Source organism: Mycoplasma sp. 1018B, assembly GCF_024582675.1.
Lineage (GTDB): Bacteria > Bacillota_I > Bacilli_A > Mycoplasmatales > Metamycoplasmataceae > Mycoplasmopsis.
Window position 1 is genome coordinate 18,958 of record NZ_CP102084.1, and the last position, 25,404, is coordinate 44,361.

The window sequence follows — 25,404 nt, forward strand, 5'->3', positions numbered from 1 at the left end:
ATCTAAATAGTTTTAAAATGATATTTAAACATTCAAATTATTCAATTGAATAATTCATTTTATTTATAAAAATATGTTTTTATACTCACTAAAAATTGAATTGTACAAAATTGTTATTGATAAAAAATTTGATAGTTTTATTTATTTTTTCTTTCTTTTTGGTATAAAAATGAAATAATTTTAGTTTTTGTTTAACTATTACAAGTTGTTAATATGAAAATAAAATAAAAATAAATATATAAAAAATCACTATCATAGGATAGTGATTTTAAATAATTTTGCCCAATGCATGAATAATTATTTTAATTATACAAAATAAATTATTTAATAATGCTTGTTACACTACCGTAACCAACGGTGTGCCCACCTTCACGGATAGAGAATTTAGTACCTTCTTCAACAGCAATAGGAGCAATTAACTTAACAGTTAAGTCAACATTTTCTCCTGGGGTAACCATTTCACGACCAGCTTCAAATTCTACACCACCTGTAACGTCTGTTGTACGGAAGTAGAATTGAGGTTTATAGTTTTTAAAGAATGGAGTGTGACGTCCACCTTCTTCTTTGGTTAATACATAAATTGCAGCTTTAAATTCTGTGTGAGGGATAATTGAACCTGGTTTTGCAATAACTTGACCACGTTCAATTTGTGATTTTTCAATACCACGAAGTAATAAACCAGCATTGTCACCAGCTTGAACTTCTTTAAGGTTTTTACGGAACATTTCCATACCTGTAACAACAGTTTTTTTAGTAGCTTTTAAACCAACGATTTCAACTTCTTCGTTTAAGGTTAATCTTCCACGTTCAACACGTCCTGTAGCAACTGTACCACGACCTGTAATTGTGAAAACGTCTTCAACAGCCATTAAGAATGGTTTGTCAAATTCTTTAACTGGAGTTTCAATGTATGAATCAACTGCATCCATTAATTCCATAATTTTAGTTTCATAAGCAGCATCGCCTTCAACAGCTAATTTTGCTGAACCACGGATAATAGGAGCGTTTTCTCCATCAAAACCATATTTGCTTAATAAGTCTCTAATTTCCATTTCAACTAATTCAAGCATTTCTTCATCATCAACCATATCACATTTGTTTAAGAAAACAACCATACGTGGAACACCAACTTGTTTTGAAAGAAGAATGTGCTCACGTGTTTGAGGCATAGGACCATCAGTTGCAGCAACAACTAAGATAGCACCGTCCATTTGTGCAGCACCGGTAATCATGTTTTTAATGTAATCGGCGTGACCAGGACAGTCAACGTGTGCATAGTGACGTTTTTCTGTTTCATATTCGATATGTGATGTATTAATTGTTATACCACGAGCTTTTTCTTCTGGTGCATTATCGATTGACGCATAGTCACGAGCTTCAGCTAAACCTTTTTTTGCTAATACAGTAGCAATAGCAGCTGTTAAAGTAGTTTTACCATGGTCAACGTGACCAATTGTACCAATATTAACGTGGTCTTTACTACGATTAAAATCTAATTTTGCCATGTTTTTCCTTTCATAAATAAATATGTTTTAGCGCTAAAACCTACCTAAGTGCAGTCTTTCATCTGCATCCTGTCCAACACGCTTATTGCATTATTAATAAAAATATAAATTAATCAATAATATTTAATATTTTATATTAAATAATAAAAATTTAAAAGAATTATTGATAAAAGATATCTTATAAAACTAATATATCAAAATATTGAGTATATCCTAAATCATTTAGTGGTTTGTTAAAATGTATTTGAACAATTTGTTTATTACTATGTGATAATTGTTGAAAATTAGAAGTACTAAAAGGATTTAAAAGATAAAAATCAAATGCCTTTATTGTGTTTATTTGTTCATCTAAAGTTAAATCTTTCAATTTTTCTTGAATTTTATATTTGATACTAATTATTTTTTCTTTGTCAATATTTGTTAGATATTGTTTTTTATTTAAAATGTTTTTATCAATTAGGTTGATAATGTTTTTTATTTTAAGAATAATTTCAACAAAATTTTGATTTAACGCCTCGTTTTTACCTTTTTTAATTTGTTGTAATAATTCAACTAGATAATTTTGATTAAATAATAAATTAATTGCAAAAATTTCAAAATTATAATTAGAACTAATTTGATTTTGATATTTTAAAAAATATTTAGTATCATTTTGATCAACAAAAATAAATTTAATATTTAATCTATTATCAATATCATTTATTATTTTTTCTACATCTTTGTATATTTTTTTTATTTTTGAGTTTTCTTTTTCAAAAATGGGCATATTAATATTAATTTTTTCATTATTATTTCAATGATATTTATCATAGAAATAATCTATTAATTTATTTAGATTAGATTTAATTTTATTAAAATAAGGACTTTTGAAAGCATTATAAAAGTTATTGAAATTATTTTCAAAATGTTTTTTATAATCAAATTCTGATATTTTTATTAATGAATTTTCTTTTCACAAAATAATATTATTAAAATTTAAATTATCTTTTAAATCAATTGTCAAATATTTTTTTAATTGCATATTTTCTGGAACTTTAGAGATTCAATAATTTGATTTATTTAGTTGATTTACAATTGTAAAAGGATTTAAAATATTGAAAAATAAATTTCTAAAAGCAATTCTTTCTTCGCTAAAAAAATCATCATTATGTAAATCATCATATAATGCATTTCCATAAAATATGTACGCAAATTTTGTATCAATTAATTCTTTATTAATTTCAAAATTAATGAATATTTTATTACCAAAAGAATTAGAAATATTCGGATTATTAAAAGTTAATCCGTAAATTAAAGGATTTTTATCAATTTCATTTTGAATGTTTTTATTAAAATCGTCATAATTTACTTCAGATATTAAATTTTGTTTAAAGGATTGGTGTTGTTGAAAATTAAAGGTATTTTCATCAAGAGGCAAAGAATTATAATTTAAAATAATTTTTTTTAAATTACTATTGTTGAAAATAAAATCGTTTTTTGGATAAAAAGAATTTTTAATAAAAATTTGTTGATTTATAGTATTAGTATTAAGTATATATGGAGAAGAAAATAGAAGTTTATTAACATTTGAAAGATCTTTTTTACTAAGTGGATTGAATATCATATTAGTTGTTATTTCATTTAAAATAAAATTAATAATATTTTCATTGTTATTTTTAATATTAAAAACAACAGAATTCAAAAAATCATCTTTTTCTGGTGCTTTAATTTGATATTCACTAAGTAAATTAATTAAATTTTCTCAATCATTTTCAAATGAATTTCAATAATCTTCTGGTTTAATAATTTCTTGTGTATTTTCACCTAATGAATTAACATAAAAACTAGTTTTCAATTCAAAAATTATTTGTTGTGCCTCATGAAGTTTTTCAATAAAAAATAATGAATTAATATTGCGGTTGTCATTAGAATTTATTCTTATAATCCCATTATCACTGGAATTATTTAAGTTATTATAATTAACATTGTCTCTATCGAAAATAAAAGTGTTATCAAATGTCTTAATTATAATTTTATTTGCTAATCCAAATGTAAGATATTTATTTGTAGATTCATAAAATTGATGATTATTGTTATCATATTTAGCTTTATTATCAAATTTTCAACTTATTAGAGGCGAATGAAGTAAAGATTCAAAATCTGTTTCTACACGCTTAACTTTATTAATATTTTGATAATTAAGATTAACATTTGGATGATTAAAAGATTTTGTATAAGTATATTTATCTTGTACATGTCTAACATTACAACTATGTAATATTAAGGGTGTGATAATTATATTACTAAGAAAAAGATATTTACTTATTTTCATTTAATACTCCAAAATAAATTCATAACTACTATAAATATTAACTGATAATCATTTTACAATAAAGATAAATAATATTAGATTAATAATGCTAAACAAAACATAAGGCATATTATTTAATTCATTAAGTAAATTTTTGATAATATTACCAATATTTAAATAAGATTCAAAATCTTTAATATTAAAAAAAGCTAATGAGGAAAAAACAACTAAATTTAAAGTTATATTATCTGTTCAAATACTAAATGTATAAAAAATAACTTTAGGGCATATATATTTAAATATTATTCTAAGATTACTTGTTCCTATAGATTTATAGGCAATAATATATTCCTCTTTTTTTAAATTTTGAGTTTGATTATAAGCAACGTTAAAAAAACCAACAAAACCAAATAAACTTAAAAATAAGATAATTTTTCAATTATTATAAGAAGTTATTTTAAAAATAATAATGATGATAATTATTAAGGGTATTGTAGTTAAACTATTGAGTAAAAAATAACTAATTTTTAAAAATTTTTTATTAAAGTAAAAACCTAATGTAATACCTAAAAAAATACCAATAGTACTTTGAATAAGCGTTATTATAGTAACTAAAAAAATTGATCAAGCAAAATTAAATAAATAATTAGCCAATCTATCAATGCCTAAATCATTTGTGCCGAAAAGAAAAATATATTTTTGATTATTTAAATATTCTATTAATTTATAAGGATTATATGTTATTTGAATTTTGTCTAAAAAAGTATTTTCTTTTAAAATGATTTCAGAATTATTGATTTTTTTTATTAAAAGATAAAAACTATCATTATTATCAAAATTTTTAGTAATTTGAGGTGTTAAATAATTTGGTAAATTATAGAAAAGTTGAGAATTTTGAATATTTTTATTAAAAGGATAAGGATAAAATATAAGAAGAAAAATTAAAAAGAAAATAAATAACATCAATATTATCAATAGTATTAAATTAATTTTTTTACTTAAAAATCTTTTTAAAACAGTCTTGGAATTATTTTTTTCTTGATGAATTAATTCGATATTCAATCTTTTTTGTTTAGTGAATTGGAAAAGATCTTTTTTAAAAAAATTATTTTTCAATGTTTCTCCTTAAAAATCATTTATTAATAATTTGTTGTTTTAAAAAGTTAGAATGTTTGTTAATTATTAAATTATTATTTAAATATTGATGTAAAAAATTAGTAATTAAATAATTAAATTGCATTAACAATAAATTAATAATTATAAATTGCATGATTAAACTTATATTTTTATTATCAAAAGCAAAAATTAAAAAAATTGATTGTCCTGGAATAAGAAAAATTCTTTCAATAATAATGCTTAAAGTAATAACAAACAAAAGAATATTATTAAATTGTAAAAATATTTGTGCGCAAATTCGCTTAAAAAACACTTTGAAATATACTTGTATATCATTCATTCCTAGAGCATACATTTGCAACACAAATGGTTGTTTTTGAAATTTAATTATTGTATTTTTACTAATAATAGTAATAAAAACAAATAAAGGTAAGATAAGTAAAACAATAGGTAAAAATAAAGAATAAATAACATACTGAATATCAAATTGATTTCAATTCAAAAACAAGACAGGAATATCATTTATTTCTGCTATTTTAATTAATAGAGGAGCAAGAATAAAAATAGGGAAAGCAATAATTAAATATAAAATAAGTGAAAATAAGATTGAAAAGGATCTATTACTTTTTAAAGCTATTAAACTGCCAATTGGTATACCTAAAATTAAAGATATTAATAAAGAACTGGCAATAATAATTAAACTATGAGAAAAATAATAATAGAAATTAATAGTATTTTGATTAATTTTTGTTAAATTTAATAAAACATCTTTTAAATTATTAGCAAAAGTTTTATCATTGGGCAAAAGAAGATACAAAAAAATAAAGGCACACATACTGATACCTAAAAAAATTATTAAGTTAGACAATATTTTTTTAATAAGATAGTGAAAAATAAGCATTTTTGCCGTTCTACAAGGCAAATTAAGCAATTAAATTATTAGACTTAAACGCCTTTAAAAGTTCATGTATTGCTTGTTCTTCATCTTCACCATTAGCTTTAATTGTGATAACATCATTTTTTCTAATGTTCATAGAAAGTATCATCATTACTGATTTTAGATTACCTACTTTACCAGTTTTATCCAAAACGATAACAATATCACTTTTAAATTTAGAAGCTTCTGATGCTATAAAGCTTGTTGGACGAGCGTGAAGACCAATTGGATCTATAATAGTTGCACTAAATGTTTTCATAATATCTCCTGCAAAATTCTATTTATATTATAACACTAGTAAATGTAAAACTATTTATAAATCAATAAATAAGATATAATTTTAAATAAGTATGATCAATATAAAAGAAAAACTTTTAAAAGAATTAAAAACTATTGCAGAAGAATTAAAAATAGAAAAGGAGATATTTTTAATTGAACCTAAATCTTATGCAGATTTAGCAACAAATATGGCAATGGGGAATAAAAATTACAATCCTATAGAATTAGCTAAAGAAATTATTTTAAGATTAGAATCAAAGAAAAAAGAATTGTATCTTAAGAATATAGAAATAGCAGGTCCAGGATTTATAAATTTTTTTATTGAACAAGAATTGTTAGTAGAAAATATAAATAACGTTTTAAAACTAGGCAATGATTATGGTAAAGGCAATAGAGTGGGAAAAATTAATATTGAATATGTTTCAGCAAATCCTACTGGATATTTACATGTTGGGCATGCCAGAAATGCTGCCATTGGTTCTGCTTTAGCTAATATTGTTGAATTTTCAGGATGAAAAGTAACAAGAGAATATTACATAAATGATGCAGGTAATCAAATAAATTTATTAGCCGAAAGTGTATTTGCAAGATATCAACAAATTTTTGATCCTTCTTATATAATGCCAGAAGAATCATACAAAGGCGAAGACATTATTTGAGCATCTCAAGAATTTTATAAAAAATATGGAAATAAATTTAAAAATGCTAAATTAGAAAATGAAATTTTGGATTTATGAAAAAAAGAATCGGTTGAATTATTTTTAGGAGAAATTAAAAAAGATCTTGCTAAATTTAAAGCAGATATAAAAATTTGATTTAGCGAAAAATCATTATATGAAAATGATCGTGAAGTTATTAAAAATGCAATATCAAGATTAGCTAACACATATGAAAAAGATGGCGCTACCTGATTAAAAACTACTAATTACGGGGATGATAAAGATAGAGTAATAATTAAAAGTAATGGAGAATATACTTACTTTACTCCTGATATTGCTTATCATGATATTAAATTTCAAAGAACTAACAATTTTAAAGTAGGAAATGGAATACTTTTAGATGTATGAGGCGCTGATCATTCAGGTTATATTAAAAGAATGCAAACTGCAATGCAAGACTTAGGCTATAAAGGTGAAAATTTAATTGTTTTATCAATGCAACTGGTAAAATTAATGAAAAATGGTGAAGAATTTAAAATGTCAAAAAGAAAAGGAACATCATTTTTCTTAAGAGATTTTATTGATTTAGTAGGTACTGATAGTGCTAGATTTATTTTATTAGATAGAACTTATAATTCTAAATTAGATTTTGATATTAATATAGCAACAAGTAAAAACAATGATAATCCGGCAATTTTAGTGCAATATGCTAATGCTCGTGCTTATTCATTATTAAATAAAGCTAATAAATTAGACAAAAATATAAAAGCCGTAAAATTTAATAATGAAACTGACGAAAAATTGATTTCGACAATATTAGAATTTCCTGAAATAATTGAAAAATCAGCAGAGAAATATTTAACACATTTATTAACACAATATCTAATTAAATTAGCTAAGGAATTTAATTCTTGATATTCTAATGGTAGTAAAATTATTGGTCATGAAAACGAAGAAAGTTTATTAGCTATTGTAAAAGCAGTTAATATAACTTTAGAAAATGGTTTGAAACTTTTGGGTTTGTCTACTCCACACAATATGTAATAAATATTTTAAATAATAAAAATGTTGCTTTATTAGGAAGCAACATTTTTATTATTTTCTTAAATTTAATTCACTCAAAGCTTTTTGGTAAGTTTCAAAATTGGTGTGTTTTAAATGTTGTAATAATACTCTACGTTTGTTAATTTTTGCTAAAAACCCTCTTTTAGAATGAAAATCTTTTGGATTATTAGTAAAATGAGGTTTTAAATCTTCAATTTCAGCAGTTAAAATAGCAATTTGAACAAAAGTATTACCAGTATCTTTTGCGTTAGCACCATATTTTTTAACTAATTCTTGTTTTTGTTCTTTAGTAATCATAATTCTCCTTTTTAAAGAAATATGTTTTAGCCTAGTAATAATTAAAACATTATACCAAGTCTAAAATTTAATTTATTAATAATGTAATAATAACATAAAATTAACTTTTAGTGTTTATTTGTACAAAAAACTTTTTACATTCTTCTAAATCTTTTTCTTGTATTTCAAAATTTTCGTTAGAAAAAATGGTCTTTATTAATTTTAATGGTTTAATTGTAACTTTATTTTTTGAAGTAATATCTAATTTATAATCTAAATTCATCAATTGATTTTTAAGTAAATTTTTGGCAAAAATAACATAATGAGTATATTCACCCATTTCTAAATAAGCAGCATATATTCCTGAAGGTATATTAATAATATTATTTGAATAATTTAAAGTGTAAGTATTATTATTTATTTGATTAATTTGAGCAGTAAAACCATAATGATAAGAATTTAAATTATTCACTAATTCAATTTCTCCAGAAACAAGACATTCTTTAAGAAAGGAAGTAGAAATTTTTTGACCATTATTTAATGATAATTCATCGATAATTAAATAATTATTTGGGTAGTTTGTATTTAGTCATTCTATATTGCCTTCGCCATTTTTGCCAAATTTAGCATCCGGTCCTATTATAAGAGTAAATTCGTCTTGCGTATTGATTATACTATTGAAAAAAGTTGTAGCATCAAAATGTGATATTTCTTTAAAATTTAATTCAATAGCATAGGGAATTCCCATATTTGCAAATTGTTGTATTCTGTATTCCACATTAGAAAAAATTAATTTTTGATAATTTTTAGGTAAATTTTCAACATCTTTTATATAAATTAGAACAATATCACGTTTTGTATCATTTTGTTTTAGATCAAATGCTTTTTGTAATAGTGATTGATGACCCAAATGAAAACTTTCAAAAGCTCCAAATAAGTAAATAGGTTTATAAAAATTTTTTTTATTGTTTATAGTAAAAATTTGCATAATAATATCCTTATTTAAAATAATACGTTTACACGTATTATTTTTTAAATTTTAAAATCATTTATTCCAGGAAAAATTTGTTCTTCAGCTCCTGGTAAAGCTCAATATTTATTTTTTATTCTTTTTTCGATATTTAATTGACGTTTAGTTTCTAATTTTATTCAAATTCATGGAATAATAAAAATAGTTGAATAAGTAATAATTATTGATATTAATATTAAAGTTAAATTAAAAATTAAATTATTTTGCGCTTGCACAACAAGTAAAGCAATAATAATAGAAAGAGTAACTAATAGAGATAACGAAATTTTTTTAATATTTTCTTTAATTGTTTCATTAAGTAATTGTTTTAATTGTTCTTTATTTAAAAAATCTTGATAATATAATTGATCTATTTTATTTTTTAAATGATTGAAAATCATGAAGCTGTGATTAATAGATAGAATTATTATAGCTAAAAATGCACTAATTATAATAGGAGAAATTATCATTCTAGTAATTACAATAATAGATAAAGTTAATAAAATATTGTGTATTAAAATTAACATAATAGTTAAAGAATAAGTTCATTTAAATTTAATTAATGCATAAATAATTATTATTATTGAACAAATGCCTATAGCTGTGCTAGCATTGATTATTAAACGTTTAATTTCTATAGGTGTTGTAATAAAACTTGTTATATTTAATAATGGGAATTGATTATTAATAATAGTTTTAATATTGTCTAAATTATTTGTTAAATCTTCAGAGATATTAATACTTATTTTAAATAAACTGACGTTATAATTAGCTGGTAAAATATGTAAATAATTATCTAAATTATTTATTTTCAAGGCTTCTTGATTATTTAATAAAAATGATTTAATATTTTGTGCTTCTAAGTTGGTAATAGGATTAATTAAATCACCTTGAATTATTATATTAGTGTTAGTTTTTAAACTAAATGAACGATTAAAACCATCTCAAATATTATTGTTATAACCACTAATAGAAGCATAAATAATTAAAGCAATACAAATAATTAAAATGGAGCTTAAGAAATATCATTTACTATTTTTTTCATAATCATATTTGTTATAAAAAGTATTAGAATTAATATTATTAATTTTTTTATAATTAATTCCTAATAATCATAATTTTTTATCAAAATAACCAGTAAAGATTAAAAAATGAGTAAGTAATTTAGTTAAAAATAAAATTATTATAATATTTAAAATCGCTGAAAAAACTAATATTAAACTAAAGGCTTTAACATCATTTATACCAACATAAAACATAATAAAAGCTACGAGTAAAATTAAAATATTCGTATCCAGAATGGAACTGGTATAGTATCTATATGTTTTTTTTATAGCTTTTTTTAATTTTTCACCATTATAAATTTCTTGTTTTAATTTTTCGAAAATGGTTATATTAGTATTAAATGCTATTGATATAGCTATTATGAGAGATGTTATAGTTATTGGTGAATATTCACCTCTTAAGATTGTAAACATTAATAAAGTTAAAAAGATGAATAAGGATAATGATATAGTATTGAGAACGCTTAATAATCCATAATTTATAAGCATAAAAATAATAATTAAAGATAATATGATAATACCGGCTATTAAAATATTTTCGAATGAACCAAAAGTATTTGTATTATCTATGTAATTTGAAGTTAAAAAATTTAATCCATATGTTGAAGTTCCATAATTTATATTAGCAGCTATTTTTTCCGCTTCTAAAGAATTAAAATTACCGTTAATTAAAAAAGAAGAACCACTTAAAGTTTGCGAAATAGTTTCTTGATTAATTAAAAATTCTTTAGCATTGAATTGTTTTAATTTAAGTATGTTATTTTGAACTTGATTATCAGTTTCTATAAAAGGTTTTTCATCTACAAAAACAAAATTGTACGGATTTTCTTTAGCATTTAATCATTGTTGAGGAAATTCACTTTTTGCTAAATTAATTAATTTATCTAAGTTTAATCACATCAAAAGTGTTTTGTTCTCATTTTTAGAAATATAATCAGTAGCATCTGTTCAAGCAATTTGTGCACTTGAATCTTGTAATTCAATTCGAATAGCATAATTATTTGCCGTTTGAGCAAATTCTGTTTTAGCACTATTAATTTTCGAAGGAACAATATATTTTTGCAAATTATCATAATCTATATTTTCTTTATTTGAATTAAATTTGCCATTAACAAATAAAGGTATCATATTAATATCAGTGAAGATTAAATTAGATTTATCTATAATAGATTTAATAAATATTTCTTTTTCTTTATCGTTGAAATCATCTGTTTTAGTTATTTCAATTTGATTCAAAGATTTAGCTTCTATTTTAGTGCCGTTAAATGATACACCACCAGTTAATCTATTATTTATATTTCTTATAATATCATTAGTATCATTTTGAGAAATTTTACTTGCATTATTATCAATTTGAACTAATACTTGTATACCTTTATTATATTCAATGCTTTTATTAACATTTTTAGACAAATAAAAAATACTTGTAAAAGTAATTACACAAATAGATGCAATCAAAGTAAATATTATGATAAAAATTCTTTTTCAATTAGACAATTTAAAAGAATTATGAATTATTTTTTTAAATTTTCTTCACATATGATAATAATTATATTATTAAATAATATAGCTGTGAAAATAAAAAATAGTAAAAATTAGATGAAAATTATTTTTGTGCTATCATTTAATAGTATGGAAACGTAATTTAATGGCAAAATATCAGCTTGCCATGCTGACTATGGGGGTTCGATTCCCCTCGTTTCCTCCATATCTATTTTAAGACCTATCTGATTATTTTTGATATTTTAAAATAATCAGATTTTTATTTTTTAAATTTGAATAATAGTCAAAAAAAATTATTTTTTGTTGTAATAATTTTTATTTTTAGTTATAATAATAACGTTATTTATAAAAATGCCGATTTAGCTCAGCGGTAGAGCAGCTGGCTGTTAACCAGTTGGTCACAAGTTCGATCCTTGTAATCGGCGCCATTTGGTCTGTTGGTGAAGAGGTTAACACACATGGTTTTCATCCATGCATACACGGGTTCGATCCCCGTACAGACTGCCATGGAGAGTTAGCTCAGTTGGGAGAGCATCGCCCTTACAAGGCGAGGGTCATGGGTTCGAGCCCCTTACTCTCTACCATTTATTCCAAAGGTTTTCCTAATAGTCTAAGGACTATTTTTTTTATTTAATTTAACATTTAAATTATGGCATAATTATAAAATGATTAAAAAAGCAGGAAAAGATGCATGAAATGTTGTTAAACGTGGCAACATGTTCATGTTAGCTATTGGTTTATTATTAGGTACTTCTTTTAATGCGGTTGTAAGTTCTTTAGCTAATCATGTAATAATGGCAGCTATAGCTAAAGTTTTAAATACAGGTGGTTTAGAACAATGAGAAGTAAATGGTATATTTATTGGTAAATTTTTAGCAGCCTTAATATCATTTTTAATTGTTGCAATAATTATTTTTATAGCTTTATGAACAACATTTATAATAATCGAAGTTATAAGAAAAAATAAAGAAAAATTTTTTAAAAAAACCTCACAAGAATCTAAACAAATAGAAGAAACACAGACTGTAAAAGAACCAACGACAGAAGAATTAATTTTAGAAGAATTAAAAAATTTAAATAACAACATAACTAATTTAAAAAATTCAAAATAATAAAAAGGCATTTGAAATAAATGCCTTTTTATTAAATTAATTGATCAAAAATATCATCACCTGTTTCAGTTACAATTGGTAAATCTCAATTACGAGCGATTATATTTCCAGCTGTTCCTAAACCATTTACATCATTTAAAACTCTTGGTTTTTTAAATGATTTTGAAAAAATTGTTAGAGGTAATAATTCTCTAGTGTGATTAAAACCAGGATAAAGTGGGTCATTACCATGATCACTAGTCATAATTAATAAATCATCTTCATTCATTACATTAATTAATTTTGCTAATTTAGTATCTAAAGTTGCTATATTAGATGCATAACCGTCTACATCTCTTCTATGACCATAATGTGAATCAAATTGAACTAAATTAGTAAATATAAGACCTTGTGTTTCAGGATCTGAAGCTAATTTAATAGTAATATCCATTCCATCAGCATCACCTTGTGAAGGAAAATGTTTTGAAATTCCCTGCCCAACATAAATATCATTAATTTTACCTACACTAATAGTAGGAATATTATTATCCATTAAAGAATTTAATATTAATTTTGGTGGTTTATTTGCATAATCATGACGATTAAAAGTTCTTACATATTTACCATCTTCTCCTGTGATAAATGGTCTAACTATAATTCTTCCTACATTTCATTCAGGTTTAGAAGAACAAATTTGACGTGCTAATTTACCATAACGATATAAGTTGTCTAAACCTATTCATTCTTCATGTGCGGCAATTTGTAATACAGAATCATTAGAAGTATAAACTATAATAGCTCCTGTTTCTTGTTGTTCTTTTGCCAATTCATCAATAATTGCAGTTCCAGAAGCAGTTTTATTTCCTATTATTTTTCTATTATCAAAAGCTTTTTCTAATTCAGCAATTAAATCAAGAGGAAAACCATTTTCAGCAAAAGTTGGGAAAGGAACATTAGTTTTAATTCCCATCATTTCTCAATGTCCTGCTAATGTATCTTTAGCATTAGAAACTTCTTGTACTCTGGCAACATATGCTTTCGGTTCTTTAACATGATAATTACCATCAAGAGTAGTAATATTTCCTATTCCTAATTTTTTTCAAGTATCAATATGGAAAAGAGCAGATTTAGAAGCAGATAAAATGGTGTTTGCTCCTTTATCACCAAAACTTTTTTGATCTCTATCTGGACCAATTCCAAGCCCATCAGTTACAATCATAAAAATTCTTTTAAATTTAGGCATAAATTCTCCTATAAATTTTCTAAATTATTATATCTATAATTATATTTTATTTTTTTCTTTTAAATATCTTTCCACTTCTTCGTTACAATCTTTAATTACATCATCTATATCATCAAAAGAAGTTAACATTGAGCCAGAAGCTCTTTCATGTCCGCCTCCGCCTCATTTAATTGCTACATTTCTTACGATTGGACCATTAGAGCGATATTCCACTCTTATTCTTCCATCTTCTTCTTCTAAAAATTGTACTCAAAGAGGAAAACCAACAATATTACCTATGGAATTTACTCTAACACATTCATTAGGTTTTTTATTAAGTTGTTGAATAGTAGCGTAATTAATAGTAGTATAGGCTACTTTTCCAACAGTTTTTAAATTTGCTAATAAAATCGATTGTAATTTTAAATCAGAAAATTGTGTAGCTGCTAACCCTGAAAAAATTTTTTCAGCATCAAGATTTTGCTCATATAAATATGCTGCTAATTCATGAGTTCGTGCAGAAACATCATTAAATGAAAATCTTCCACTATCAGTTACTAATCCTAAAAAAACATAATTAGCTGCTTGTTGGTTAAATTGTCAATTATTTTGAAAAGCTAATTCAGCAATCATTTCGCAAGCTGCTATTCTTGATGATTCCACTCACCGCGTACATTGGTCTAAATCATCTTCATTAGGATGATGATCAATACGTATAGTTTCAGCAAAAAGATTTTTATCTAAAAGTTCTCTTGCTTCAATTCTTTCTTTAAAATTAGCATCAACTATTACAGCTAAAGATTTTTTTAAAATGTTTTCATTAGGATATTGATCAAAATTAAATTTCATAAAGTTACTAAAAGCACCTTTACTATCTCCTACTGCATAAATTTGTTTACTAGGATAATTTAATTTTAATAATTCTTTTAAACCAAATTGACTACCTAAACAATCTCCATCAGGTCTAATATGATGAAAAATAACAATTGAATCGTATTTTTCAATTTTTTCAGTTATTTCTTGTCAAGAACCTATATGCATTATTTATTCTCTCAATCTATAATAGCTTGATTTAAATGTTTTAATACTTGTGGTATTTGTTCAAAAGAATCTAAAGTAATACCAGCAGCATTATCATGTCCGCCCCCGCCGTAAAGTTTAGCTATATTATTAACTTTAGGACCATTTGAACGCAATCTTCCTCTTACTTTACCGTCAGGAAGTTGAATAAAAAAAGCTCAACATGAATTATTTTCAATATTAGCTAATTCATTAACAAAACTTGCTGCTTTAAGATTATCAAAATTAAATTTTTCTAAAATTTCATTAGTTACTGAATAATATAAAACCCGACCTTCCTTTTTAAAGTTTTGTAAAATTTCACCAATAAATTTTAAATCACTAATTGAACGTTTGTTTAATTCTAAATAAATAGAACCTGGGTTTAATTCAGCTTGTTCATATAAAAAGGCAGTCAATTTGTGTGTTCTAGCTGAAGTTTCCGCATACATAAATCTACCGCTATCTGTAACAATTCCTAAATAAATGTGACGAGCAGCTTTAGCATTAACTTTTCATTTTGCATCATAAGCAATTTGAGCGATCATTTCTGCAGCAGCTGCATAATATTCGTCAACTCATAAATAGTCATATTCAATATCGCTACCATTTGGGTGATGATCTATTCTTAAAGTAGCTGTTGTTTTTTTCTCTAATAATAATTGTGCTGTTTCGATTCTATCGCTAGATGAAGCATCAACTACAATACCTAAAGAATTATTAAAATCAATGGTTTCTATTTCATCATATTCATAATTCATAAAATTAAATACATTAGCATTATTACCTGGAGTAAAAACTTTTTTGTTAGGGAAATTTAGTCTAATTAATTCAGCTAATCCAGCTTGACTACCTAAACAATCTCCATCAGGTCTAATGTGGTGAAAAATAATTATATTATCATATTTTTCAATGGCATCAATTGCTATTTTTGATGAACCTATTATCATAAAAAATCTCCTTAAGTTAGATTAAAAATAATTACAATTAAATTATAGATTTAGATTAAAAAAATAAAACACATTTATATATTTTTAAATTTATGTGTTTTATAGGAAATTTTAAAAACTCATTTTCAAAAATAACCAATAGCAACAATAAAAAAGAAAAAAACAATCACTATTAATATATTTAAAAAAATAATTAAAGCTAGATTAGAACCGCTATAAAAAAGAGGTTGAGCAAAATTTAAAAATGAATACATGTATAAATTTAAATGTTTAAATAAATTAATATTAACTTGCATATTTATTTCTAATAAATTTTTAGTATCTAAAGCAATAAAAAATGTTATTAAAGCAAAAAAATAAAAAAGAAGAACAGGTATTGTTGCTAATCAAATTTGTTTTTGACTTATTTGCATATTCTTTTTATTAATAAATAAAATAATTAAACTTAATAAAGGATTTATTAAGTGAACCAAAATAGAAGATAATAAACCAATATCTTGATATTTACCATTTTTTAAACTATCAGGAAAAATTAAGATTCAAAAAACTATTAAAGTAATAGTGATAAATTGATTAGACATAAAAAGCATTTGCTTAATTAAAATGTTTTTGTTAAAAATTAAAAACATTATTAAAGCAACAACTACAAAGGTGTTGGATAAATAAGTAAATGTTGCTGTATTAAATCAAAATCTAGCTATCATTTGAGGTAATAAAATTGCATTTTTTTCAGATAAAAGATCATTTTTAGTTTCTAATTTTAAATTTAAAAAAGCATTGTTAATATTTTTTGTTTGATTTATTCAATTTGTAATTGCTGCCACAAATAAAGAAATAATAATAATAGAAGTTAAAATGAAAGTTATTTTATATATTATTTCTTGTTTTTTAAATCAAGCAAAAATATTTATTAAATTTTTATTTTGACTTTTTGATCTCATGATAAATAAATACCATGCCTTTCATAATGAGTTAATAAATGTTGATAAATAAATGTATCTATTTCAATACTTACTAATTTAATATATTTATCATAGTTGAATTTACAATAATAAATTAGTTCTAATATTTTACTACTTAAAAAAACATTTTTATTATGTTTATAGCATTCAAAACCGCCATTATAAAAATCAAAGTTAGAAATTTTTTCTCTCGAAGAACAAATATGACAACCATTAAAAATCGGTTCAATTCCTAAATCAGACAAACCTTGCATTAATAAGTAAGTTTTTACAAAATTTAACTCAGTACTTGATAATTGACTAATATGATTAATAATATTTTTATATTCAAAAAAAATTTTTGTTGTTTTATTAAAAGCAAAAGCATTTAAAAAATTACTTATTTTAATAATAAATTCTAATAAATCATTTCTTTTATAATCAAGAGTAGTTAATAATGTGGCTTTTTTTAATTTACTTAAACTATGAACATAACGAGAAGGAAAATATTCTATGTTGATTAATTGACCTATAAGCAAATTAGCTCGATTTTTAGAATGAGCTTTATTTATGCCTTTGGCTAATAAATTAAAAATACCATTTTCTGACATTACTTTAATAATACAATCATTTTCATTAGCACTTAGATCATTTATTTCTAACAAGATAACTTCTTGAGTAATAACATTATTCATATATTTCCTTAGTTAATTTAATTATAGTATTATTTGGTAAAATGTTATAATTACTAAATTATTAGTAAATGACATTATAGGAGTATTAATGGATCAAAAACAAAATGAAATATTAGATTTATTCATTGATGTTTTATCTTCAACACCTGGTGTTGCACGAATTATAAAAAAAGATTTGAACAAATATAATTATTTTAATGATATTAATGTCGAATATAATAATGGAGTTTGAAATTTTACTGTTTCTTTAATTATTTTAGAAAATGCTAATTGTAAAGATATTTTAACATCAATAAGTTCCTTATTAAATTACAAACTAAAAATGAATAAAATGAAATTAGGAAAGTTAAATATTTTTATAGAAGGAATTAACAATGATTAAAAATATGGATGGTCAGTTATTTGCAGCTTTAGTTTTATCAGGTTCAAATAATTTATATAATAATAAAAATAAAATTGATGCTTTAAATGTTTTTCCTGTTCCTGATGGAGATACAGGAACTAATATGTCTTATACTTTAGAAGCTGCGGCAAAAATAATTACAAATTTGAATACTAAAAATTTATCTGAAGTTTCTTCAAAAATTGCCAAAGCTATGCTTTTTGGTGCTAGAGGTAATTCTGGTGTAATCTTAAGTCAAATTTTTAAAGGTTTTGCAATAGGTTTTGAAAATAAAGAAAGCGTTAGTGTTTTAGAATTATTAGAAGCTTTTAAAGCAGCTACTAATAAGGCATATTCATCGGTTATTAAACCAATTGAAGGTACAATTTTAACAGTGATAAAAGAAATAACAGAAAATTTAGAAAAAAATATTGATCAAAGTACTTCTTTTAATGATTTTTTTAAATTAGTTGTGCAATTTGCAAGAGTTTCATGTGATAATACACCAAATAAGTTAAAAGTTTTAAGAGAAGTTGGTGTAACTGATTCTGGTGGTGAAGGTTTATACACTATTTTAGTCGGCATGAATAGTGCATTAAATGGACAAAAAATAGAAATTTCCAGCGAAAATAATTCCATCGAAACTTTTGTTAGCGATAATGAAATTTATGAGGGCGAGTTTGGTTATTGCACAGAATTTATTTTAGAATTAACTAATAAAAATGAATTTGATAAAAATAATTTTGAAAAAAATTTAAAGAAAAAAGCTAATTCATTAGTTGTTGTGCAAGATGATGAAATTGTTAAAGTTCATGGCCATACTTTAAAACCTGGTGATTTATTAAACTACGGACAAAAATTTGGAGAATTTGTTAAAATCAAGTCTGAAAATATGACCAAACAAGCAATTGAATCTAAAAATAAAAATATTGTTCATAATAGTGATGATTCAGAAAGTGAATGTGCAATTATTTCATGTAATTTAGGATCGGGCATAATTGAAAGAATGATTAGTTTAGGAACCGATGCAATTATTGAAAGCGGACAAACTCAAAACCCTTCAGCTAAAGATATTATCGACGCGATAAATAAAGTAAAAGCAAAAAATGTTTTTATATTACCAAATAACTCTAACATTTTCTTAACAGCTCAACAAGCTGCAACAACTATACAAGATAAACAAGTTTATGTAATTAATACAAAAAGTCAAATTCAAGGTTTTAATGCTATTTTGAATTTTAATAAAGATGATAGTGCTAAAAATAATTTAGAAACCATTAATTCAGCAATAAAAAATGTTATTAGTGGGGAAATAACTCAATCAATTAGAAATACTAAATTACATGGTGTCAAAATTAAAGAAGGTGAATTTATAGGAATAGCAAATTCTAAAATTCTCACCTCAAAAAACAATTATTTAGAAGCAGCGAAAGAATTAATTAATAAAACAATAACTAAAAATAGTGAATTTGTGACTATATATTATGGTAATGAAGCTACAGAAGAGGATGCACAAGTTTTAGAAACATATATTAATAATGAATTTAATTTAGATGTAGAAATTGTTGATGGTAATCAACCTACGTATCATTTTTTAATAGGAATTGAATAATGAAAAAATTTAAAATAGCTTTTGATTTAAATGGCAATGATAATGGCATTAAAGCTGGATTAGTAGCTTCTAAAAATTTTTTAGAACAAAATAATAATTTCCATATTTATTTATTAGGCAATGAAGAAGAAATAAAAAATTTTTACAATAATAATTTACCTAACAATTTGACAATTGTTAATAATTCTTTAGTTTCTCAAGATAAAAAAAATTTAAGAAAAGCTTTGCACGAGAATACATCAATGAACGTGGCAATTGATTTATTAGCTAACAATGAAGTTAATGCGGTATTATCTTCTGGAGACTCAGGTTTATATTTATCAGCTGCAACATTAAAATTAAAAAGATTACAAGGAGTTTCAAGACCGGCATTTATGCCTGTTATGCCTACTATAAAAGGCAAAAAATTTTTATTATTAGATGTTGGTGCTAATATTGAAACTAAAGCAGATTATTTAGTTGAATGAGCAAAAATAGCTAATGTATTTGCTAAAAAAATTTTAAATGTTTTAGAACCAAAAATAGCATTATTAAATATAGGTACTGAAGATTATAAAGGCATTGATATAATTAAAGAAGCTAATTATTTATTAAAAAATGAAGAACAAATTAATTATCTTGGTTTTGTTGAAACAAGAGATATTTTAAATTATACATGTGATGTTGCTTTGATTGATGGCTATGGTGGTAATTTAGTTTTAAAAAGTTTAGAAGGCGCTATTTTATCTTTTAAGGATTTATTAAAAAATAAAATTAAAACTAAATTTATAAGAAAAATTGGTTATTTATTTTTAAAAGGAGCTTTTAAAGATGTGGCTGAAACATTAGATTATCGTAATGTTGGTGCTGCTTGAGTAATTGGTGTTAATGGCGTGATAATTAAATCACATGGTTCAAGTGATAACAAAGCTTATTTAGGAGCATTAAATCAAATTAAAATTGCTTTAGAAAATAATATTTTAGAAAATGTAAAAAAAGAATTAAACATAAATGATTAATCAAGATAAATTCAATGAATTTCTAAAAAAATATAATATAGAAATTAAAAATTTTAATTATTTTCAAGAAGCATTAACTCATAATTCTTACATTAAATTTCAAGCCAAAAATAAAAACATTAAAAACTATCAAACATTAGAATTTCTTGGAGATTCTATTTTACAATTTCTTGTTTCAGTATTTTTATATAAAAATCATAATGAATTAGAACAAGGTAAATTAACTTTGTTACGTTCTAAAATGGTAAATACCAAAAATTTAAATGAATTATCTCATGAATTAAAATTATTGGATTTTTTACTTACTGCATCAGGTAAAATGTCAATAGAAGTTAAAAAAAGTGAAAAAGTAGGAGCAGATATTTTTGAATCCCTTGTTGGAGCCATTTTTTTAGATCAAGGTTTGGAAAAAACAATTAATTTTTTAAAACAAACATTATTTCCTACAGTAAATAAATTTAATGTTGAAAATTTAAAAGACTTTAAATCACAACTACAAGAATATATGCAAAGTTTTTCTAAAAAAACTGTTAATTATCAAACTATTTCTATAAATAATGATCATTTTGAAGCAAAAGCAATTCATAATAATAATACTTATGGTGTAGGCATAGGTAAAAATAAATTAGAAGCAGAAGAAAATGCAGCAAAAAATGCGTTAGAAAAATTAAAAAAATAACTTGTTTTTAATAAGTTATTTTTTAAAAATTAAAATGCCGACATTTTTTCATTAAATATAAAAATTAATAAAATTAAAATTATTATTAAAATCAATAAAACACTTACAGTAGTTCATAAAATAATAGAAGATCATATAATTCTTTTTTTATTATTTTTCAAATGTTTATCTGAATGGTCAATTATATCAACAGTACTGTGATACAATTTTTCTTTATGTTCATCATACAAAAAATCTAATTCGTCTCTATGATAAATTTTTAATTTTTCAGCATCTATTATTGATGAAGATATAAAAACATCATTATCTTTTAAAACAATTTTATTTTTCTTTTCATTAATAGTGGTTTTATTGTTCATATTATTATGATAACAAAAATAAAATAGAAAGAAAATATTTAATTTTAGCATTTTTAAATTTCTTGTGCTAAAATAAATTTATGTCAAAAAAAGATCTTTATCAAATTCTAGGTGTTAACAAAAATGCTACACAACAAGAAATTAAAAATGCTTATCGTAAATTAGCAATGCAATATCATCCAGACAAACTAAAAGATGGTACAAGTGATCAAAAAATGCAAGAACTTAATGCTGCTTATGAAGTATTAAGCGATCCTGAAAAAAGAAATAATTATGACCGTTTTGGTAATGCTGATGGTCAAGCTAATTTTCAAAATATGGATTTTGGAAATTTTACAGGTGGTTTTAATTTTAGTGATATTTTCGGTGATTTTTTTAGTTCATTCGGTAGTAGACAAAATAGAAAAAATCATGGTCCTATCAGAGGTCAAGATATTGAAGTTGAAATGACTATTGATTTTTTATCTGCAGTTTTAGGCAAACAAATTAAGCAAACACTTAATAAATATGAATTATGTTCTAAATGTAATGGTACAGGAGCACAAAATCCTAATTCAATACAAACCTGTAATAAATGTTCAGGCACAGGTAATATTCATGTTGAATTAAATACTCCATTTGGTAAAACTATAAGAGTTCAACAATGTACCAACTGCTATGGAACAGGAAAAATAATTAAAGAAAAGTGTACGAATTGTTATGGAAATATTTATATAGAAAAAACTAAAATAGTAACTTTTGATATACAACCAGGAACATTATCAGGTGATCAAATGAAACTGGATGGTTTTGGAGAAAAAGGACAAAATGGAGCTCCTTCTGGTAATATGTATATTTCTTTTAGAGTTAGAGAACATAAATTTTATAAAAATGATAGGTTAAATATATATGCTACTGTACCTGTTTCATTTTTAGATATCATTAAAGAAAATACTATTTTAATTCCGTCACCTTATGGTCCTTTTGAATATAAATTAAAAAATAATTTAAGAGATAAAGATAGAATTGTTATAAAAAATAAAGGAATTAAAAAAGGTTCAAAAATAGGAGATTATATTATTACATTTAATATTATTTTGCCTAATTTTTCAAGTAGAGATTTTAAAAAAATGTCAAATCTTTTAATTGAATTTAATGATGATTCTAATCAAAATTTAATAAAAGAAGTAGAAAAAATTAAATAATGGATAAAGAAGAAAACCAATATACTTTAAAAAGTTTACATAAGAGTTTATTAAAACAAGATAAAAAATTTCAAGAAAATTGAGATGTTTTCGTTTCTTTTATGGATGAAAAAGAATTTTGAAAAAATCATGATTTTGAATTTAATGATTTAAATTTAAATGAATTAAAAGTTAAATATATAGAAAATCAAGAAATAGAAACTTTTGTTACTCTTCTTGATGAATATATTAATCAAACTTACAAGAAAAATAAAAATGAATTTAAAGATATCAATTATTCTTCTGATGAATTAAATTTTGTTTTAGAAGAATTAAATTGTTTAGAAAACAATGATTATATTGAAGATGATAAGTTTATAAATGAAAATAATAAAGAAGAAACTACTATTATAACTATTGAAAATAAAAAAATTAAGTAGTTTCTTTTTAAATAAAGTTAATTTTAAATTTTACTATTATAACTAAATATATAATATAAAATTAATATATTAAAGATTTAATAACATCATTTTGTTTATTTCTCTTTCAGGAGCTTTTATGAGAAAAATTAATATTGCAATTGATGGCCCTTCAGGAGCTGGTAAATCCACTGTTTCAAATGAATTGGCTAAAAGATTAGGTTATATTTTTGTTAATACTGGCAGTTTTTATCGAACTGTAGCCTATTTTTTATTACAAAATGAAGTTGATATTCTTAATGAAGAAAAAGTAGTGGAATTTTTAGATATTTTAAATTTAAAACACCAAATTACTATTGATGATAAAGAAAACATATATTTGGATAATAAAAATATTACTGCTGCAATTAGAGCAGATTTAATTTCAAAAGCTTCTTCTAAAATAGCAACTTATAAAAAAGTGAGAGAATTTGTTGTTAATACTATTCAATCAATTACTAAAGCTAATAAAGGTTATATAATGGATGGTAGAGATACTACTTTTAGAATTATGCCATTTGCAGAAGTAAAAATTTTTTTAACAGCTTCATCAGAAGAAAGAACAAAGAGAAGAATTAAACAAAATAAAGAATTAGGTTATGAAACTAATTTTGATATTGTTTTAAAAGAAATTAAAGCTAGAGATTATCAAGATACTCATCGTGAAGTAGATCCATTGCACAAAGTTAATGACGCAATAGAAATTGATTGCACTAATATGTCGTTTGAAAATGTAGTTGAAACAATAATTAATATAGTTAAACAAAAGGTTGAAAATGGCGAATAATGTTATAGCAATAATTGGTAAACCAAATGTAGGCAAAAGTACATTATTTAATAGATTAATAGGTAAAAAAGTTTCTATTACTTATGATCGTCCAGGAGTAACTAGGGATAGATTATATGAAAAATTAATTTGAAATGGCAAAGAAATTAGAATCATTGATACTGGTGGTATTGAAATTGAAAATAAACCTTTTCAAGAGCAAATAAGAACCCAAGCAGAAATAGCAATTGAAGAAGCTAATGTAATAATTTTCATGATTGATGGTACTGCTGATGTAACTAATGACGATTTAATGATTGTAAGCAAATTAAGAAAATCAAATAAACCAATCGTTATTGCAGCAAACAAAATGGAAGCACATATGAATGATTTTAATTATTCACTTTATTCATTAGGAATAGAAGATATTTTTCAAATTTCTGCGCAACATGGTAATGGAGTAGGCGATTTATTAGATAAATGCTTAAGTTATTTAGATTTAAGAGAAAATTCTGATGAAAAACTATTCAAATTAGCTATTATAGGACGACCTAATGCTGGCAAAAGTTCATTATTGAATAAATTGAGTAATAATAATCGTTCGATAGTTTCTGAAATAGCAGGTACTACTCGTGATAGTGTTAAAACTAAAGTAAAAATAAGTAATGAATTATTTGAAATAATAGATACGGCTGGAATTACTAAAAAAAGTAAAATAGAAGATGAAGTCGAAAAATATGCTCTAATGCGCGCTATTTCATCTTTGGATGAATCAAATTTATCAATTATACTTATTGATTCAACAAAGGAATTATCTCATTTTGATTCAAGAATAATTGGATATGCTTTAGAAAATAATAAACCAATTATTATTGGCGTTAACAAGTGAGACTTGATAGATAAAAATTCTTATACTATTAATGAATATGAAAAAAATATGAGAAATAAATTTCATTTTGTTCCATGAGTGCCCATTATCTTTTTTTCAGTTAAAACTGGACAACGTTTAGATAAGTTAATTTCCATGATATTAAAAGTAAAGGAAAATTTATCAAGAAATGTTAAAGCCTCTATTTTATCTAATTTTATAAGAGAAACTCAAATTATACAACCTGCACCACCATATAATGGTGGCAGGTTAAATATATATTTTGTTAAACAAATAATTTCTGCTATACCTACTTTTACTTTTTTTGTAAATAACAAAAAATTTTTGCATTTCAGTTATGAAAGACATTTGGAAAAAGAAATTAGAAAAGTTTTGGATTTTACTGGTTGCCCAATAAAATTAATCTTTAAAAACAAAAATGGATTGGAATAAAAATT

At 23.4% G+C, this 25,404-nt stretch carries 24 protein-coding genes and 4 tRNA genes; 14 read left to right on the plus strand and 14 right to left on the minus strand.

Annotation, left to right across the window (positions count from 1 at the left end):
- Positions 1-320: 320 nt before the first annotated feature.
- The 5 genes from tuf to NPA14_RS00120 form a co-directional block, all read right to left on the minus strand.
- A complete protein-coding gene (tuf, locus tag NPA14_RS00100; RefSeq protein ID WP_257075945.1) occupies positions 321-1,505 on the minus strand; it encodes an elongation factor Tu in 1,185 nt (394 codons plus the stop codon).
- Between the two features lie 178 nt (positions 1,506-1,683).
- Positions 1,684-3,816: an OppA family ABC transporter substrate-binding lipoprotein gene (locus NPA14_RS00105; protein ID WP_257075946.1), complete on the minus strand. Its 2,133-nt coding sequence runs from the start codon at positions 3,814-3,816 to the stop codon at positions 1,684-1,686.
- Positions 3,817-4,911: an ABC transporter permease subunit gene (locus NPA14_RS00110; protein ID WP_257075947.1), complete on the minus strand. Its 1,095-nt coding sequence runs from the start codon at positions 4,909-4,911 to the stop codon at positions 3,817-3,819.
- Positions 4,901-5,746 carry an ABC transporter permease subunit gene (locus tag NPA14_RS00115; protein WP_257075948.1) on the minus strand — a complete coding sequence of 282 codons (846 nt, stop codon included), beginning with the start codon at positions 5,744-5,746 and terminating at the stop codon, positions 4,901-4,903. The genes NPA14_RS00110 and NPA14_RS00115 overlap by 11 nt, the downstream gene beginning before the upstream one ends.
- Before the next feature lie 88 nt (positions 5,747-5,834).
- Positions 5,835-6,107, minus strand: a complete 273-nt coding sequence (locus NPA14_RS00120; RefSeq protein WP_257075949.1) for an HPr family phosphocarrier protein — start codon at positions 6,105-6,107, stop codon at positions 5,835-5,837.
- A gap of 91 nt (positions 6,108-6,198) precedes the next feature.
- Between NPA14_RS00120 and argS the strand changes: the two genes are divergently transcribed.
- A complete protein-coding gene (argS, locus tag NPA14_RS00125; protein ID WP_373456857.1) occupies positions 6,199-7,830 on the plus strand; it encodes an arginine--tRNA ligase in 1,632 nt (543 codons plus the stop codon).
- Between the two features lie 51 nt (positions 7,831-7,881).
- Here the strand turns inward: argS and rpsO are convergent, their stop codons facing one another.
- The 3 genes from rpsO to secDF all read right to left on the minus strand — a co-directional run bounded on the left by rpsO (position 7,882) and on the right by secDF (position 11,739).
- The gene (rpsO, locus tag NPA14_RS00130; protein ID WP_257075951.1) at positions 7,882-8,148 is read right to left on the minus strand and encodes a 30S ribosomal protein S15; all 267 of its coding nucleotides are present in this window, start codon (positions 8,146-8,148) and stop codon (positions 7,882-7,884) included.
- A 100-nt stretch (positions 8,149-8,248) separates the two neighbouring features.
- The gene (locus tag NPA14_RS00135) at positions 8,249-9,115 is read right to left on the minus strand and encodes an FAD synthase (RefSeq protein ID WP_257075952.1); all 867 of its coding nucleotides are present in this window, start codon (positions 9,113-9,115) and stop codon (positions 8,249-8,251) included.
- A 44-nt stretch (positions 9,116-9,159) separates the two neighbouring features.
- Complete coding sequence (secDF, locus tag NPA14_RS00140) at positions 9,160-11,739, minus strand: protein translocase subunit SecDF (RefSeq protein ID WP_257075953.1); 2,580 nt, start codon at positions 11,737-11,739, stop codon at positions 9,160-9,162.
- A gap of 95 nt (positions 11,740-11,834) precedes the next feature.
- On the opposite strand from secDF, the gene NPA14_RS00145 reads away from it, so the two are divergent.
- The 5 genes from NPA14_RS00145 to NPA14_RS00165 all read left to right on the plus strand — a co-directional run bounded on the left by NPA14_RS00145 (position 11,835) and on the right by NPA14_RS00165 (position 12,815).
- A tRNA-Gly gene (locus NPA14_RS00145) sits at positions 11,835-11,908 on the plus strand.
- A gap of 148 nt (positions 11,909-12,056) precedes the next feature.
- Positions 12,057-12,131: transfer RNA gene (locus NPA14_RS00150), tRNA-Asn, on the plus strand.
- A gap of 3 nt (positions 12,132-12,134) precedes the next feature.
- Positions 12,135-12,210: transfer RNA gene (locus NPA14_RS00155), tRNA-Glu, on the plus strand.
- Position 12,211: 1 nt separating this feature from the next.
- Positions 12,212-12,287: transfer RNA gene (locus NPA14_RS00160), tRNA-Val, on the plus strand.
- Positions 12,288-12,368: 81 nt separating this feature from the next.
- Positions 12,369-12,815 carry an MscL family protein gene (locus tag NPA14_RS00165; RefSeq protein ID WP_257075954.1) on the plus strand — a complete coding sequence of 149 codons (447 nt, stop codon included), beginning with the start codon at positions 12,369-12,371 and terminating at the stop codon, positions 12,813-12,815.
- 31 nt (positions 12,816-12,846) lie between these two features.
- Here NPA14_RS00165 and NPA14_RS00170 read toward each other — a convergent pair whose 3' ends face one another.
- The 5 genes from NPA14_RS00170 to recO all read right to left on the minus strand — a co-directional run bounded on the left by NPA14_RS00170 (position 12,847) and on the right by recO (position 17,661).
- Positions 12,847-14,037 (minus strand): phosphopentomutase, encoded by a 1,191-nt coding sequence (locus NPA14_RS00170; protein ID WP_257075956.1) that lies wholly within the window; start codon positions 14,035-14,037, stop codon positions 12,847-12,849.
- A 39-nt stretch (positions 14,038-14,076) separates the two neighbouring features.
- Entirely contained in the window at positions 14,077-15,057 is a 981-nt protein-coding gene (locus NPA14_RS00175; RefSeq protein WP_257075957.1) for a bifunctional oligoribonuclease/PAP phosphatase NrnA, read from the minus strand.
- A complete protein-coding gene (locus tag NPA14_RS00180) occupies positions 15,057-16,025 on the minus strand; it encodes a bifunctional oligoribonuclease/PAP phosphatase NrnA (RefSeq protein ID WP_257075959.1) in 969 nt (322 codons plus the stop codon). The genes NPA14_RS00175 and NPA14_RS00180 overlap by 1 nt, the downstream gene beginning before the upstream one ends.
- 74 nt (positions 16,026-16,099) lie before the next feature.
- Positions 16,100-16,966, minus strand: coding sequence for an MAGa3780 family membrane protein (locus tag NPA14_RS00185; RefSeq protein WP_257075961.1), 867 nt, complete (start codon positions 16,964-16,966; stop codon positions 16,100-16,102).
- The gene (gene recO / locus NPA14_RS00190; RefSeq protein ID WP_257075962.1) at positions 16,936-17,661 is read right to left on the minus strand and encodes a DNA repair protein RecO; all 726 of its coding nucleotides are present in this window, start codon (positions 17,659-17,661) and stop codon (positions 16,936-16,938) included. The genes NPA14_RS00185 and recO overlap by 31 nt, the downstream gene beginning before the upstream one ends.
- 88 nt (positions 17,662-17,749) lie before the next feature.
- Between recO and NPA14_RS00195 the strand changes: the two genes are divergently transcribed.
- Genes NPA14_RS00195 through rnc form a run of 4 tightly spaced genes read left to right on the plus strand, consistent with a single transcriptional unit; the run spans position 17,750 to position 21,332 of the window.
- Positions 17,750-18,043, plus strand: a complete 294-nt coding sequence (locus NPA14_RS00195; RefSeq protein WP_257075964.1) for a hypothetical protein — start codon at positions 17,750-17,752, stop codon at positions 18,041-18,043.
- Entirely contained in the window at positions 18,036-19,655 is a 1,620-nt protein-coding gene (locus NPA14_RS00200; RefSeq protein WP_257075965.1) for a DAK2 domain-containing protein, read from the plus strand. The genes NPA14_RS00195 and NPA14_RS00200 overlap by 8 nt, the downstream gene beginning before the upstream one ends.
- Positions 19,655-20,653 carry a phosphate acyltransferase PlsX gene (plsX, locus tag NPA14_RS00205; protein WP_257075967.1) on the plus strand — a complete coding sequence of 333 codons (999 nt, stop codon included), beginning with the start codon at positions 19,655-19,657 and terminating at the stop codon, positions 20,651-20,653. The genes NPA14_RS00200 and plsX overlap by 1 nt, the downstream gene beginning before the upstream one ends.
- Positions 20,646-21,332 (plus strand): ribonuclease III, encoded by a 687-nt coding sequence (gene rnc / locus NPA14_RS00210; RefSeq protein ID WP_257075968.1) that lies wholly within the window; start codon positions 20,646-20,648, stop codon positions 21,330-21,332. Before plsX ends, rnc begins: the two co-directional genes overlap by 8 nt.
- A 29-nt stretch (positions 21,333-21,361) precedes the next feature.
- Here rnc and NPA14_RS00215 read toward each other — a convergent pair whose 3' ends face one another.
- The gene (locus NPA14_RS00215) at positions 21,362-21,691 is read right to left on the minus strand and encodes a hypothetical protein (RefSeq protein WP_257075970.1); all 330 of its coding nucleotides are present in this window, start codon (positions 21,689-21,691) and stop codon (positions 21,362-21,364) included.
- 80 nt (positions 21,692-21,771) lie between these two features.
- Between NPA14_RS00215 and NPA14_RS00220 the strand changes: the two genes are divergently transcribed.
- The 4 genes from NPA14_RS00220 to der all read left to right on the plus strand — a co-directional run bounded on the left by NPA14_RS00220 (position 21,772) and on the right by der (position 25,399).
- Entirely contained in the window at positions 21,772-22,875 is a 1,104-nt protein-coding gene (locus tag NPA14_RS00220) for a DnaJ C-terminal domain-containing protein (RefSeq protein WP_257075971.1), read from the plus strand.
- Entirely contained in the window at positions 22,875-23,294 is a 420-nt protein-coding gene (locus tag NPA14_RS00225; RefSeq protein ID WP_257075972.1) for a hypothetical protein, read from the plus strand. Before NPA14_RS00220 ends, NPA14_RS00225 begins: the two co-directional genes overlap by 1 nt.
- A gap of 118 nt (positions 23,295-23,412) precedes the next feature.
- Positions 23,413-24,099 (plus strand): (d)CMP kinase, encoded by a 687-nt coding sequence (cmk, locus tag NPA14_RS00230; protein WP_257075973.1) that lies wholly within the window; start codon positions 23,413-23,415, stop codon positions 24,097-24,099.
- On the plus strand, positions 24,089-25,399 hold the full coding sequence (gene der / locus NPA14_RS00235; RefSeq protein ID WP_257075974.1) for a ribosome biogenesis GTPase Der: 1,311 nt from the start codon (positions 24,089-24,091) through the stop codon (positions 25,397-25,399). The genes cmk and der overlap by 11 nt, the downstream gene beginning before the upstream one ends.
- Positions 25,400-25,404: the final 5 nt, after the last annotated feature.